Here is a 14,324-nt window from a genome sequence, read left to right as displayed (position 1 = left end):
GGCGCCGCCTTTGTTTCGTCCGGAAGTTTCCGCAATATCCTGTGGCCGCCACCGACGAGTGGTTCCCTGGATGGGGTGAACACGGCTACCGCGCCGGACACACGCACCGGACGGGGTGTGAACCTCGCCCTGGCGACTTGGGTTTCGGCGATCAACTTCTGGGCCTGGAACATGATCGGTCCGCTGTCGACGACGTACGCCGGCGATCTGACGTTGAGCAGCACCGAGGCATCCATGCTGGTGGCCACCCCCATCCTGGTCGGGTCGCTGGGCCGGATCGTGGTGGGTTCGCTCACCGACCGCTTCGGCGGCCGCGTGATGTTCATCGCCATCTCGTTGGCGTCGATCGTCCCGGTGCTCGCCGTCGGCGCCGCCGGAGCGGCGGGATCGTATCCCCTGCTGCTGGTGTTCGGGTTCTTCCTCGGGATCGCCGGCACGATATTCGCCGTCGGGATCCCGTTCGCCAACCACTGGTACGAGGCGTCGCGGCGCGGCTTCGCCACCGGCGTCTTCGGGATGGGCATGGTCGGAACCGCACTGTCGGCCTTCTTCACCCCACGGTTCGTCCACTGGTTCGGCCTGTTCACCACCCACCTGATCGTCGCCGTTGCACTGGCCCTCACCGCGGCGCTGTGTCTGTTCGCCATGCACGACTCCCCTCACTTCGCCCCCAACACCGACGCGGTGCTGCCAAAACTCAAAGCGGCCGCCAAACTTCGTGTCACATGGGAGATGTCGTTCCTCTACGCCGTCGTCTTCGGCGGTTTCGTGGCGTTCAGCAACTACCTGCCCACCTACATCAAAACCATCTACGGCTTCTCGGCCGTCGACGCAGGTGCCCGCACCGCCGGGTTCGCGCTCGCCGCCGTGCTGGCCCGACCGATCGGCGGCGCGCTCGCCGACCGGGTCGCACCCAAGTACGTCGTGCTGGCGTCGTTCGCCGGTACCGCCGCCCTGGCGTTCGTCGCGGTGTTCCAACCGCCGCCGGACGTGTGGTCGGCGGCCACGTTCATCACCCTCGCCGTCTTCCTCGGTATCGGCACCGGCGGGGTGTTCGCGTGGGTGGCGCGACGGTCGCCTGCGCAGTCCGTCGGCTCCATCACCGGAATCGTCGCGGCCGCAGGCGGACTCGGCGGGTACTTCCCGCCGCTGGTGATGGGCGCGTCCTACGACGCGGTCGACAACGATTACACGGTCGGCCTGCTGCTGTTGGTGGCGACGGCGCTGATCGCCTTCGCCTACACCGCCGTGCGGTTACACGCCCACGAACCACACCCGAAGGAGGCGACGCCGTGACCAGTGCCCCGCGCACCGGCGGTGTGGTCGAGGAACTCCTGCAACGCAGCGGCCGGTTCTTCACCCCCGGCGAGTTCTCCGAAGACCTGCGCACGGTGACCCGACGCGGCGGCCGCGAGGGCGACGTGTTCTACCGCGACCGGTGGAGTCACGACAAGGTGGTGCGCTCCACCCACGGGGTGAACTGCACCGGGTCGTGTTCGTGGAAGGTGTACGTCAAGGACGGCATCATCACCTGGGAGACCCAGGAGACCGATTATCCGTCGGTGGGTCCGGACCGCCCGGAGTACGAGCCACGCGGCTGTCCACGCGGTGCGGCGTTCTCCTGGTACACCTACTCGCCGACTCGGGTGCGCTACCCGTATGCCCGCGGCGTGCTGGTCGAGATGTTCCGGGAAGCCAAGGCGCGCTTGGGCGATCCGGTCCTGGCGTGGGCCGACATCCAGTCCGACGCGGGCCGGCGCAGGCGGTATCAGCAGGCCCGCGGCAAGGGTGGTCTGGTGCGCGTCACCTGGGCCGAGGCCACCGAGATGATCGCCGCCGCCCATGTGCACACCATCAAGACCTACGGCCCCGACCGCATCGCCGGGTTCTCCCCCATCCCGGCCATGTCGATGGTCAGCCACGCCGCCGGGTCCCGCTTCGTCGAGTTGATCGGCGGGGCGATGACGTCGTTCTACGACTGGTACGCCGATCTCCCGGTGGCCTCCCCGCAGGTGTTCGGCGACCAGACCGACGTCCCCGAATCCGGGGACTGGTGGGATGCGTCGTATCTGATGATGTGGGGCTCCAACGTCCCGGTCACCCGCACCCCGGATGCGCACTGGATGGCGGAAGTGCGCTACCGCGGCACGAAGGTGGTCACCGTCAGCCCCGACTACGCCGACAACACGAAGTTCGCCGACGAGTGGATGCCCTGCGCGGCGGGCACCGACGGCGCCCTCGCGATGGCGATGGGCCACGTCATTCTCTCTGAATTCTTTGTCCGACAACGGGTCCCGTTCTTCGTCGACTACGTCCGCCAGTACACCGACCTGCCGTTCCTTGTCAAGCTCGAGGAGCGCGGCGGGGCCCTGGTACCCGGGAAGAACCTCACGGCGGCCGATCTCGAGCACCGGGTCGAGAACGCCGCGTTCAAGCCGGCGCTGCTCGACGGGGCCACCGACACGGTCGCCGTCCCGCCGGGATCGCTCGGATTCCGGTTCGGCGACGACGGCGTGGGCCGGTGGAACCTCGACCTCGGTGACCTGTCGCCGGCGCTGACCGTCGCCAAGGACGGCGGCGAGGTCGCGGCGATCACGCTGACCCGCTTCGACACCGTCGACGGCCACGGCGAGACCCTGCTGCGGGGGGTGCCGGTCCGCCGGGTCGGTGCTCACCTCGTGTGCACGGTGTTCGATCTCATGCTCGCCCAGTACGGGGTGGCGCGGCCGGGGCTGCCCGGCGACTGGCCGACGGGCTACGACGACCCCGACCGCCCCTACACCCCCGCCTGGCAGGAAGCCATCACCGGGGTGTCTGCGGCCCAGGCTGTCCGCGTGGCGCGTGAATTCGCCGACAACGCAGTCGAATCCGGCGGACGTTCGATGATCATCATGGGCGCCGGGATCTGTCAGTGGTTCCACGGCGACGTCACCTACCGTGCGGTGCTCGCGCTGCTGATCCTCACCGGATCGATGGGTCGCAACGGCGGCGGGTGGGCGCATTACGTCGGTCAGGAGAAGTGCCGCCCGGTCACGGGGTGGTCGACGATGGCGATGGCCACCGACTGGGCGCGCCCGCCGCGGCAGATGCCCGGCACGTCGTACTGGTACGTGCACACCGACCAGTGGCGCTACGACGGCTACCGCGCCGACGCGCTGGCCACCCCGACCGCGCGCGGACGGTTCACCGGCAAGCACACGATGGACGTGCTGGCCGCGTCGGCGGCGATGGGGTGGATGCCGTTTTACCCGCAGTTCGACCGGTCCAGCCTCGACGTCGCCGACGAGGCCCGCGCCGCCGGGCGCGATATCCCGGAATACGTCGCCGAGCAGTTGGCCTCGGGAGCGCTGAAGTTCGCGATCAGCGACCCGGACGATCCGGCGAACTGGCCACGTGTCCTCGACGTGTGGCGGGCGAACCTGCTGGGCTCGTCGAGCAAGGGCAACGAGTACTTCCTGCGGCACCTGCTCGGCACGACCTCCAACCTGCAGGCGTCGCCCACGCCGGAACACCTGCGCCCCAACGCCGTCGCGTGGCCAGATGACATCCCGGAGGGCAAACTCGACCTGCTGATGTCGATCGACTTCCGGATGACCTCGACCACGTTGCTGTCCGACGTGGTGCTGCCCGCGGCGACCTGGTACGAGAAGGCGGATCTCAACACCACCGACATGCATCCCTACGTGCATGCGTTCACCCCGGCCATCGACCCGCCATGGGAGACCCGTTCGGACTTCGAGGCGTTCCGCGCGATCACGCTGGCGTTCTCCGCGATGGCGAAGAAACACCTGGGCACGCGCACCGACATCGTGCTCGGCGCACTGCAGCACGACACCCCCGCCGCGATGGCGTACCCGGCAGGCACAGAACACGATTGGCGCAGCACCGGTGAAACGCCGCGGCCCGGTCAGACCATGGGGCCGGTCGCGATCGTGGAGCGCGACTACGCCGCCGTCGCCGAGAAGTGGGCGACGCTGGGACCCCTGGTCGACCGACTCGGGTTGACGACCAAAGGGGTCACCACCCACCCGACGAAGGAGGTCGGTGAACTCGCCGCGAAATTCGGGGTGCTGAACTCTGGGCCAGCGGCGGGCCGTCCCGCGATCACCACGGCCGAACGAATGGCCGACGTCATCCTGGCCCTGTCCGGCACCTCGAACGGACGGTTGGCGGTCGAGGGGTTCGAACAGCTGTCCCGGCGGACCGGCCGCACGCTGACTCATCTCGCCGGAGGTAGTGAAGAGCGCCGGATCACCTACGCCGACACTCAGGCGCGGCCGGTGCCGGTGATCACGAGCCCGGAGTGGTCGGGCAGCGAGACCGGTGGGCGCCGCTACGCCCCGTTCACGGTGAACATCGAGGAGCTCAAACCGTTCCACACGCTGACGGGCCGGATGCACTTCTACCTCGATCACGACTGGCTCGAGGAACTCGGCGAGCAGCTGCCGATCTACCGGCCGCCGCTGGACATCCACCGACTCTTCGGCGAGCCGGAACTCGGCAACGAGGGCATCGGTTTGACCGTGCGATATCTGACCCCGCATTCGAAGTGGTCGATCCACTCCGAATATCAGGACAACCTGTTCATGCTCTCGCTGTCCCGCGGCGGGCCCACCATGTGGATGAGTCCGGGCGACGCCGCAAAAATCGGTGCAGCCGACAACGATTGGGTGGAGGCCGTCAACCGGAACGGCGTACTGGTGTGCCGGGCGATCGTCAGCCACCGGATGCCCGACGGGGTGGTGTTCGTCTACCACGCCCAGGAGCGCGTCATCGATGTCCCGCTGACCGAGACCACCGGCAAGCGCGGCGGCATTCACAACTCGCTCACCCGGTTGCTGGTGAAACCGAGCCACCTCGCCGGCGGTTACGCCCAGACGGCGTTCGCGTTCAACTACCTAGGGCCCACCGGGAACCAGCGCGACGAGGTGACGGTGGTGCGGCGTCGCTCGCAGGAGGTGGTCTACCAGTGAAGGTCATGGCCCAGATGGCGATGGTGATGAACCTCGACAAATGCATCGGATGCCACACCTGCTCGGTCACCTGCAAACAGGCGTGGACGAATCGCTCTGGTACCGAGTACATCTGGTTCAACAACGTCGAAACCCGTCCCGGACAGGGATATCCGCGGACCTATGAGGACCAGGATCGGTGGCGGGGCGGCTGGGTTCGCGACCGGCGGGGCCGACTGCGGCTACGCGACGGCGGCCGGCTGTCGAAACTGCTGCGTATCTTCGCCAACCCGAAACTGCCCAGCATCGACGACTATTACGAGCCCTGGACCTACGACTACGAGAACCTGACCACCGCACCGCTGGGCGAGCACATGCCGGTGGCCGCGCCGCGCAGCCTGATCAGCGGCGAGCCGATGAAGGTGCAGTGGTCGGCGAACTGGGACGACAACCTCGGCGGGTCACCGCAGATCCTGCCCGGCGACCCGGTGCTCGCGAAGGTCAGCGAAAAGGTCCGGCTCGAACTGGAACAGACGTTCATGTTCTACCTGCCGCGCATCTGCGAGCACTGCCTCAACCCGTCCTGCGTGGCGTCGTGTCCGTCGGGTGCGATGTACAAGCGCAGCGAGGACGGGGTGGTGCTCGTCGACCAGGACCGCTGCCGCGGCTGGCGGATGTGCGTCTCGGGCTGCCCCTACAAGAAGGTCTACTTCAACCACAAGACCGGTAAGGCCGAGAAGTGCACGCTGTGTTACCCGCGGATCGAGGTGGGGTTGCCCACCGTGTGCTCCGAGACGTGTGTGGGCCGGCTGCGCTACCTGGGTCTGGTGCTCTACGACGTCGACCGGGTGACCGAGGTCGCATCGGTGGAGCACGAGACCGACCTGTACGAGGCGCACAGGTCGATTCTGTTGGACCCCAACGATCCGGAGGTCGTCGCCGGCGCGCGGGCCGAGGGCATCTCCGACGAGTGGATCGAGGCCGCGCAACGGTCCCCGGTGTACGCGCTGATCAACACCTACCGGGTCGCGCTGCCGCTGCATCCGGAGTTCCGCACCGTGCCGATGGTGTGGTACATCCCGCCGCTGTCCCCGGTCGTCGACGCGGTCAGCCGCGACGGCCATGACGGGGAGGATCTCGGCAACCTGTTCGGGGCGTTGGCGGCGCTGCGGATTCCGATCGAATACCTGGCCGGACTGTTCACCGCCGGCGATCCCGCCCCGGTCGAGGCGGTGCTGCGCCGGCTGGCGGCGATGCGGTCCTACATGCGTGACGTCACTCTGGGCCGTCAGACCCAACCGCACATCCCGCAGTCGGTCGGCATGTCCGAGGAACAGATCTACGAGATGTACCGGCTGCTCGCATTGGCGAAGTACGAGGAGCGCTACGTCATCCCGACGGCATACGCGGTGGAGCCACACTCCGTGGAGGAGCCGCCCGGTTGTTCGCTGTCGTTCGAGGGCGGTCCGGGGATGTACGACTCGGGACCGTTCGGCGAGGCCAGCGGTCATCCGGTCCCCGTCGCGGTGGAGACCTTCCACGCGCTGCAGAACCGGCAGAGAACCACGGGCATGGCGGCCAACAGGACTCACCCGTCGCGGGTCAACCTGCTCAACTGGGACGGCCGCGGCACCCCGGCCGGCATGTTCCCCGACGGCGGGGGCGACCGATGAGGCTGCGCGTCCGCACCCCCTCCGACCGTGCCGACCGGTTGCGGTGGCAGTGCGCGTCGCTGCTGCTGAGCTACCCCGACGACGACCGCCTCGCCACCGCCGCCGAACTACTCGACCACCTCGACGGCCCTGCTGCCGAACAGCTTTCGCGGACACTGGCGGCGGTGCGCACGCTCGGGTCACTGCGGGCTGCACAGGACTACGTCGAGACCTTCGACCTGCGCAGGCGCGCCACCATGTATCTGACGTACTGGACCGCGGGCGATACGCGCCGGCGCGGCAACGCCATGCTCGGCTTCGTCGCGGCCTACCGCGCCGCCGGGGTGGCCCCACCCCGCGACGAGGCCCCCGACTACCTGCCCGTAGTACTCGAATTCGCCGCGACCGTCGACGCCGCGGCGGGACGGCGCCTCCTGACCGACCATCGGGTGCCGATCGAGGTACTTCACGACGCGCTGGGCGAAAGCGGGTCGCCGTACGCCTCCGCCGTCGCCGCGGTGCTGGCCACGCTGCCGGCCGCCACGGACTCCGAGATCCGTCACGCACAGCACCTCGCCGCGGCGGGGCCACCGGCCGAAGCGGTCGGGCTGCAGCCGTTCACGCTGACCGTCCCGCCGCGACGCACACGAGGAGGCAGCTGAGATGTCGGGCTGGGGGATCTTCTGGGACGTCGCCCCGTACGTGACGTTGGCGACGGTCGTCGTGGGCATCTGGTGGCGTTACCGCTACGACAAGTTCGGCTGGACCACCCGTTCGTCGCAGCTCTACGAGTCGCGGCTGCTGCGCATCGGCAGCCCGATGTTCCACTTCGGCATCCTGGTCGTCATCGTCGGGCACATCATCGGCCTCGTCATCCCTAATTCCTGGACCAGCGCAGTCGGTTTGAGTGAGCACGCCTACCACGTCCAAGCACTCGTCCTCGGGGGGATCGCCGGTGTCACCACCCTGGCCGGTATCGCGCTGCTGGTGTACCGGCGCCGCACCACCGGTCCGGTGTTCATGGCCACGACCGTCAACGACAAGGTGATGTACCTGGTCCTGGTGCTGGCCATCATCGCGGGGCTGGCGTGCACACTGATCGGCGCGACCCCCGTCGGCGCCGAACACGACTACCGCCAGACCGTCGCGCCGTGGTTCCGGTCGATCTGGATGCTGCAGCCGCGCGGGGATCTGATGGTGTTGGCGCCGTTGTGGTTCCACATCCACGTGATCATCGCGCTGGTGCTGTTCTGTCTGTGGCCGTTCACGCGGTTGGTGCATGTGTTCAGCGCGCCGATCGGTTACCTGTTCCGGCCCTACATCGTCTACCGCAGCCGCGAGGCGGTTGGCAGTGGTGGGCTGGTCGCGTCGCATCCCCCGCGCCGCGGCTGGTGACAGGTGTATGCGCGCCGAGACTACGGTTGGTGACGCATCCCGGGCGAGATCGCGCAACAACCGTAGTCTCGGCGAGCGGTCAGGGCAGGGCCAGCCGCACGATCTTGCGAACCACGGTGCCGAACTGGCGCGGCAGCGGGCCGGAGTTGTAGGGCAGGCCGTAGCGGCGGCAGATGTCGCGCACCTGCGGCGCCAGTTCGGCGTGCCGGAACGCCGGGATGTCCGGGAAGAGGTGGTGCTCGATCTGGAACGACAGGTTCCCGCTCAACAAATGAAAGAGCCTGCCGCCGCTGAGGTTCGCCGACCCGAGGATCTGGCGGAAGTACCACTGGCCGCGGGTCTCGGCCTTGGTCTCCTCGACCGAGAACTCCTGCACGTCCTCGGGGAAGTGACCGCAGAAGATGATCATGTAGGACCACACGTTGCGGACCAGGTTGGCGGTGAGGTTGCCGGTGAACACCCACGGCGCGAACGGCCCGGCGAGCAGCGGGAACGCCACGTAGTCCTTGAGCGTCTGCCGCTTGGTCTTGTGCCAGATGCCGCGCAGGATGTCGCGTTTGTCGGCGATGGTGATCTCGCCGGCGCGGATCCGTTCGGTCTCCAGTTCGTGCAGGGCGACGCCGTACTGGAAAAGCACCATCAGCAGGAACGCGTAGACGGGGTTGCCGAGGAAATACGGCTGCCAGCGCTGGCTTTCGCTCATCCGCAGGATGCCGTAGCCGATGTCGCGGTCCATGCCGACGATGTTGGTGTAGGTGTGGTGCATGTAGTTGTGGCTGTGGCGCCACTGGTCGCCGGGGCAGGCGTTGTCCCATTCGAATCCGCGGCTGGAGATCGCCGGGTCGCCCATCCAGTCGTACTGGCCGTGCATGACGTTGTGGCCGATCTCCATGTTGTCGATGATCTTCGACAGGCTCAACATCGCGGTGCCGGCCAGCCACAGCGGCGGGATCACCCCACCGAACAGCAGTGCGCGTCCACCGATTTCGAGTGCGCGCTGCGCCTTGATGACGCGGCGGATGTAGGTGGCGTCGCGTTCACCGAGGTCGGCGACGACCTGTTCGCGCAGCGCGTCGAGTTCGCGGCCGAACGCCTCGACCTGTTCTGCGGTCAGGCGCACGGTCTTGCCGGCGACGGTTTTCTCGACGCCGCTCCTCGCGACCGGGGCGTGGGTGGGTTCCAGTGTGGCGGTCATGTTGCCGATCCCTTCCTAGAGCGCGATCTCGACGTCGCCGAGCGGTGCGGATACGCAGATCTGCACGTCCTCGGACTCGACGCCGGAGACCGCGCCGGTGATCAGGTTCTTCACCGCACCGCTGGTCTTGCGGCGGGTGCAGCTGTGGCAGATGCCCATCCGGCATCCGCTTTCGGGGGTGAGGCCGGCGGACTCGGCCTGGTCGAGCAGTGGGCGACCGTCGTCGGTGACCGCGATGTCGCTGTCGGCGAATCGGATTCGGCCACCGGATGCGGTGCCGGTCAGTGTGGGTGGGATGAAGCTCTCGGCGAGCGCGTCGGGGCGCACGGCGCGGACCGCGTCGACGAGTGCGGGCGGTCCGCAGACGAACACCGCATCGGCGTCGGGAAGGGCCTCGGCGAGGTGGTCGGCGCAGAATCGGCCGTGCAGGTCGGTGCCGGTGGTGTCGCGGGTGTAGCCGTGCAGCACCCGCAGACCGGGCAGCGCGGCGAGCTCGTCGCGGTAGCAGGCTTCGGCCGCGCTGCGGGTGTAGTGGATGAGGGCGGCGTCACCGCGGTGGCCTTCGGCGTGCAGTGTGCGCGCCATCGACAGCACCGGGGTGATCCCGCTGCCGCCGGCGACGAACAGGATGCGCCGCGGCCGGACGGCGGGCAGCGTGAAGTCGCCGCCGACCGAGTCGAGGCCGACGACCATGCCGGAGCGGGCGTGGTCACACAGGTAGGTCGAGACGAGCCCGCCCTCGTGGCGTCCGATGGTGAGCTCGATCAGCGACGAGCCCGCGGCGCTGGCGGGTGAGTAGCAGCGGGTGCGACGGCGGCCGTCGATCTCGACGGTGAGGTTGATGTGCTGACCGGGCTCGAAACCGGTGAACACGTGATTCGGTTCCAGCGTCAGCGTGACGCTGCGTGGGGTCTGCCGGCGCACGGCGACGACCCGGGCGCGGGCCTCGCCCCGCGTCCACGTCGGGGTCACGAGCTCGGTGTACCGGTCCACCCCGTGCGGTCCGGTGAGCAGGTCGAGCAGCGGTGAGCGCAGCACTCTCCCCCGCAGGCTCCGGGTACGCGTTTCAGTGAACATATGTACACCGTGACTGCGTACGGCGGCATCGGTCAAGAGAATTTGACCTGCTTGTGGTACGTTTCACAGCGTGAACAGTCGTACGCCCAGTTCACGATCGAGTCGATCGAAGTCGCGCTCCCGGGACTCGTCGTCGCGGGAGGAGAAGAAGGAGGCCACCCGTCGGGCGATCGTCGGCGCCGCGCTCTCCCTGCTCGTGGACCGCAGCTTCGCCGCGTTGAGCCTGCGGGAGGTCACGCGCGAGGCGGGTATCGCCCCCGCCGCGTTCTACCGCCACTTCGAGTCGATGGAGGCACTCGGCCTGGTCCTGATCGACGAGTCGTTCCGCGCGCTGCGGGATCTGTTGCGCAGTGCCCGCGCGGGCAAGCTCGACCCGAAGCGGGTCATCGAGTCGTCGGTGGACATGCTCGTCGAGGGTGTCAACCAGCGGCGCGAACACTGGCGGTTCATCGGACGGGAACGGTCCAGCGGCGTGACGGTGCTGCGTTACGCGATCCGCACCGAGATCCGGTTGATCACCTCCGAGCTGGCGATCGACCTGGCCCGCTTCCCGGGCCTGAACACCTGGAGCGCCGAGGATCTGAACATCCTGGCCAGTCTGATCGTCAACGCGATGATCTCCATCGCCGAGGCGATAGAAGACGCCGGCGACACCGCGGCGCAGGACGAGATCAAGCGTGTGGCGGTCAAACAGCTGCGGATGATCGTGGTCGGCGTCGCCGGGTGGCGCAGCACCGGCTGAGCTCAGACCCGCTGCGGTTGACGGTATCGGTCGCCGATGCCGAGGAGGACGTCGGCGAGCGCGGCCGGCCGGGACAGGAACGGCGAATGGCTGCCGGGCAGTTCGACGACGTCAGCACCCACGCGGGTGGGCGCGACGCGCCGGGACCACTCGCATCGCACCATCAGATCGTCGGTGCACGCGATGTAGGTGGAGCCGACGGCCGGGAACTCGGTGAGCGGGTACGGCTGAAGCATCGGATACAGCGCCTGGGGGCGGAGACGCAGGATGGCCGCGGTGGCGGTGGCGGCGTCGCAGTCACCGTAGAGGTGTCGCCGCGCGAGTGCCGCATCGACCCAGAACTGCCGGTTCTGGCGGTCGGGCTCACTGAGCCCGGCGACGTACCCGGGATCCAGCATGGCGGGGTCGTCGGCGACCTGGTCCATCAGGCTGCTGCCGATCCGCGGCAGGACCGCGCACAGGTAGACCAGGTGCGCCACCGGACGGCGGGCCGCGACAAGGGGAATCGTATTGCCGCCCAATGAATGTCCGACGAGGATGACGTCATCGTCGGTCCCGCGCAACGCGGCGCAGACCACGTCGGCGTAGGTCGCGAAGTCGGCAGTGGGGTCGCCACAGGGCAGGTCCATGGTGACGACCCGATGCCCACCGCGTTCGAGCAGGGGGGTGAGCAGATTCCAACACCAAGCGCCGTGCCAGCCGCCGTGGACCAGTGCGAACGTCGTCATGGGCCGAAGTATCGGCCGATGACGACACTCTGTCCTCATCCGTTCGGATGAGGCGCGTGCCCGGTCAGTGCCGCGGCGTCGTATCCACGTGCGGTACAACGACTCTCGGCACGAGCTGATTGATCCAGGGGTAATACCCGTTGTCCCGGCCATAAACCGAGTGGCGGTCGCGGTCGCGACCATGCCCGTGTCCCGACTCGTCCGCCTGAGCGGGAGCCGCCAGACCGACCACTGCTGCTGTCAACGCCCCCGCAACGGCGGCGCTCAATCCGAACTTCTTCATCGTTCTCGCCTCGCACTCCGTCCGCGCGGTCTCGCGTGGACGGAGTGTTCAACAGGAGGCGTACAGGATTGATTCCACTAGACCGTGCAGGCCGCGCCTGCGGCGTCGCGGGCGATCACGCACGCCGACGGGTTGCTCAGCTTCCACGCACCGTCCTGGTTGACCCAGTAGATCGGGTGCGTGCGCGTTCCGAACAGCGGGACGCTCACGGCGAGTTCGGCATTGACCTGGTTGCCATCGAACGCGGCGTTCTGCACCCGCCACGACATCACCGATCCGTAGCGGTCCATCACCGCGGCGATGTTGTCGGCGGTCGCCACCGCGGCCGCTCCGCCCGCGAGTTCGCCTGCGCGCTCGTCTGCGGACAGCGACGTGTTCAGCGCCCGCTGCAGCTTCGCGGTGAGTTCGTCGGCCGACGGCGCGGACTGCGCGGCGGCCACACCCGATCCGGCGAACCCTCCGATGACCAGGGCGGCGATCGCAAACATCAGCGGGCGCATGGGTGTAACTCCTCGTTCAAACCGGCTAGGACGCCTAACCAGATCATCCCGGCCGAGCCGGGTCAAGACCTACGTCCGGCGGGCTAGCGTGTCGACATGACCGTCCTCGAGCTGACCCACCCACGCCCCGACATCGCCGTCATCACCCTCAACCGGCCCGAGAAGCTCAACGCGCTGAACCACGAGCTCGTCGAGACGCTCCACGCGACGCTCGCCGACATCGCCGCCGACGACGAGTGCCGCGTCGTGGTGCTCACCGGCGCGGGACGCGGGTTCTGCTCGGGTCTGGACCTCACCGACCCGACCCCCCCCGGAGGCCGGCCGCGGCGTCGAGTCCCCGCGCTCGGGGATTCGGTGGCAGGAGCGCATCGCCGAACTCACCACGAAGCTGCACCGACTGCGGCAGCCCGTCATCGCCGCGGTGAACGGCCCGGCGTACGGCGGCGGGTTCGCGCTCGCCGCGGCCTCCGACATCCGGTTGGCGTCACCGAACGCCCGGTTCTGCACGCAGTTCATCAAGCTGGGCCTGGGCGGGTGCGACATCGGCGTGAGCTACACGCTGCCCCGCATCATCGGCGCGGGGCAGGCGTTCGACCTGATCCTGACTGCCCGCGACGTGTACGCCGACGAGGCGCTGCGGCTGGGCCTGGTGTCGCGGGTGTCGGACAACGTCGTCGACGAAGCACTCGCCGTCGCCGAAACACTATGCGGCTACGGCAAATTCGGTCTCGAGTCCACCAAGCAGGTGCTGTGGGCGAATCTGGAGGCGGGCAGCCTCGAGCAGGCGTTGCACCTGGAGAATCGCAGTCAGATCCTGGCGTCGACGAGCGGTGAGATGCGCGCGGCTAGCGAGGCGTTCCGCCACCGTCCACGATGATCGCCTGGCCGGTCAGGTAACTGCCGGCATCCGACACGAGAAGCAGTGCAGCGCCGACCATCTCGTCCGGTGACGCGAGGCGCTTCTGCAAGGTGGCGCCCGCCATCGCGTCGATCGCCTCCTGCGGGTTGTTGCGCATCATGTCGGTGTCGACGGGTCCGGGTGCCAGCGCGTTGACGCGGATGCCGTACGGCGCGTAGGCGGCGGCCATCGAGCGGGTGAACGACAGCAGCGCCGCCTTGCCCGCGGCGTACATCGACACGCCCGGCGCGAAGTTGAACGCCCCGACCGACACCGTGTTCAGCACGGCCGCGTGCTTGCTCTCTTTGAGATGCGGCAGTGCGTGTTGGACGAGGAAGACCGGCCCGCGGAGGTTGACGTCGTAGGACTTCGTCCACGCCTCCGGGGTCATCTCCCCCAGCGGCTGCGCCAATGCGTTGGCCGCGTTGTTGGCCAGGATGTCGATACCGCCGAACTCCTCGACGGTCCGGGTCACCAACGCGTGCAACGAGTCCAGGTCGCCGAGGTGGGTGGGCACGCCGATCGCCTGTCCGCCGAGACCGCGCAGGTGCTCGGCGGCACGTTCGCAGGCGTCGGGCTTCCGGCTGGCCACCACCACGCGCGCGCCGGCCAGCGCGAAACCCTCGGCGAGCGCGAGGCCGATGCCCCGCGTGCCGCCGGTGACGATGACGGTGCGGTCGGTCAGGTCGAAGAGGCGGTCGAATTTCGCGCGGTCCATCGCGTCAGTGAACCACGCCGCTCAGATGCAGCCGGTGACCGTCACCCGTCGCCCGACGTTTGCGCACACGTTCACATTCGGCGCCGGCGGCGGAGGGACGTACACCGGTGGTGGTGGCGGTGGCGGAGGTGGTGGAGTTGGCCTCGCGGTTCGGCGATGCGGCGGCGGCCAAGGTGTTCGACGG

Annotated in this window: 11 protein-coding genes and 2 pseudogenes; 7 read left to right on the top strand and 6 right to left on the bottom strand. The window is 68.3% G+C overall.

All coding sequences use genetic code 11. The features are described from left to right. Window positions 1–75: 75 nt before the first annotated feature. The 5 genes and pseudogenes from AU194_RS01920 to narI form a co-directional block, all read left to right on the top strand. Window positions 76–1,296: a NarK/NasA family nitrate transporter gene (locus AU194_RS01920; protein WP_059087543.1), complete on the top strand. Its 1,221-nt coding sequence runs from the start codon at window positions 76–78 to the stop codon at window positions 1,294–1,296. Next, window positions 1,293–4,973, top strand: a complete 3,681-nt coding sequence (locus tag AU194_RS01915) for a nitrate reductase subunit alpha (RefSeq protein ID WP_059087542.1) — start codon at window positions 1,293–1,295, stop codon at window positions 4,971–4,973. The genes AU194_RS01920 and AU194_RS01915 overlap by 4 nt, the downstream gene beginning before the upstream one ends. Then, window positions 4,970–6,625: a nitrate reductase subunit beta gene (narH, locus tag AU194_RS01910; protein ID WP_059087541.1), complete on the top strand. Its 1,656-nt coding sequence runs from the start codon at window positions 4,970–4,972 to the stop codon at window positions 6,623–6,625. The genes AU194_RS01915 and narH overlap by 4 nt, the downstream gene beginning before the upstream one ends. Continuing rightward, window positions 6,622–7,266 (top strand): nitrate reductase molybdenum cofactor assembly chaperone, encoded by a 645-nt coding sequence (narJ, locus tag AU194_RS01905; protein ID WP_059087540.1) that lies wholly within the window; start codon window positions 6,622–6,624, stop codon window positions 7,264–7,266. The genes narH and narJ overlap by 4 nt, the downstream gene beginning before the upstream one ends. A gap of 13 nt (window positions 7,267–7,279) precedes the next feature. Further along, window positions 7,280–7,999, top strand: a pseudogene (gene narI, locus AU194_RS01900) (respiratory nitrate reductase subunit gamma); the annotation flags it as partial. A gap of 79 nt (window positions 8,000–8,078) precedes the next feature. Here the strand turns inward: narI and AU194_RS01895 are convergent. Both AU194_RS01895 and AU194_RS01890 read right to left on the bottom strand, forming a co-directional pair. Further along, complete coding sequence (locus tag AU194_RS01895; RefSeq protein ID WP_059087538.1) at window positions 8,079–9,194, bottom strand: acyl-CoA desaturase; 1,116 nt, start codon at window positions 9,192–9,194, stop codon at window positions 8,079–8,081. Between the two features lie 15 nt (window positions 9,195–9,209). Continuing rightward, a complete protein-coding gene (locus AU194_RS01890) occupies window positions 9,210–10,271 on the bottom strand; it encodes a ferredoxin reductase (protein ID WP_059087537.1) in 1,062 nt (353 codons plus the stop codon). Window positions 10,272–10,341: 70 nt separating this feature from the next. Between AU194_RS01890 and AU194_RS01885 the strand changes: the two genes are divergently transcribed. Further along, window positions 10,342–11,013 (top strand): TetR family transcriptional regulator, encoded by a 672-nt coding sequence (locus tag AU194_RS01885; protein ID WP_059087536.1) that lies wholly within the window; start codon window positions 10,342–10,344, stop codon window positions 11,011–11,013. 2 nt (window positions 11,014–11,015) lie between these two features. Here AU194_RS01885 and AU194_RS01880 read toward each other — a convergent pair whose 3' ends face one another. Then, window positions 11,016–11,741 (bottom strand): alpha/beta fold hydrolase, encoded by a 726-nt coding sequence (locus AU194_RS01880; RefSeq protein WP_059087535.1) that lies wholly within the window; start codon window positions 11,739–11,741, stop codon window positions 11,016–11,018. 360 nt (window positions 11,742–12,101) lie between these two features. Further along, window positions 12,102–12,524, bottom strand: coding sequence for a hypothetical protein (locus AU194_RS01875; RefSeq protein WP_059087534.1), 423 nt, complete (start codon window positions 12,522–12,524; stop codon window positions 12,102–12,104). A gap of 96 nt (window positions 12,525–12,620) precedes the next feature. On the opposite strand from AU194_RS01875, the pseudogene AU194_RS01870 reads away from it, so the two are divergent. Continuing rightward, window positions 12,621–13,401 (top strand): annotated as a pseudogene (locus AU194_RS01870) (enoyl-CoA hydratase/isomerase family protein). On the opposite strand, the gene AU194_RS01865 reads toward AU194_RS01870, so the two are convergent. Both AU194_RS01865 and AU194_RS32415 read right to left on the bottom strand, forming a co-directional pair. Beyond that, entirely contained in the window at window positions 13,370–14,140 is a 771-nt protein-coding gene (locus AU194_RS01865; protein ID WP_059087533.1) for an SDR family NAD(P)-dependent oxidoreductase, read from the bottom strand. The pseudogene AU194_RS01870 and the gene AU194_RS01865 sit on opposite strands and share 32 nt — an antisense overlap. Before the next feature lie 4 nt (window positions 14,141–14,144). Further along, a partial coding sequence (locus tag AU194_RS32415) for a hypothetical protein (RefSeq protein WP_231743121.1) occupies window positions 14,145–14,324 on the bottom strand: 180 nt, incomplete at its 5' end.

This window comes from Mycobacterium sp. GA-2829 (assembly GCF_001499965.1).
Taxonomy (GTDB): Bacteria; Actinomycetota; Actinomycetes; order Mycobacteriales; family Mycobacteriaceae; genus Mycobacterium.
Note: the sequence above shows the minus strand (reverse complement) of the source record. Positions and strands in the feature narration are given on the sequence as shown.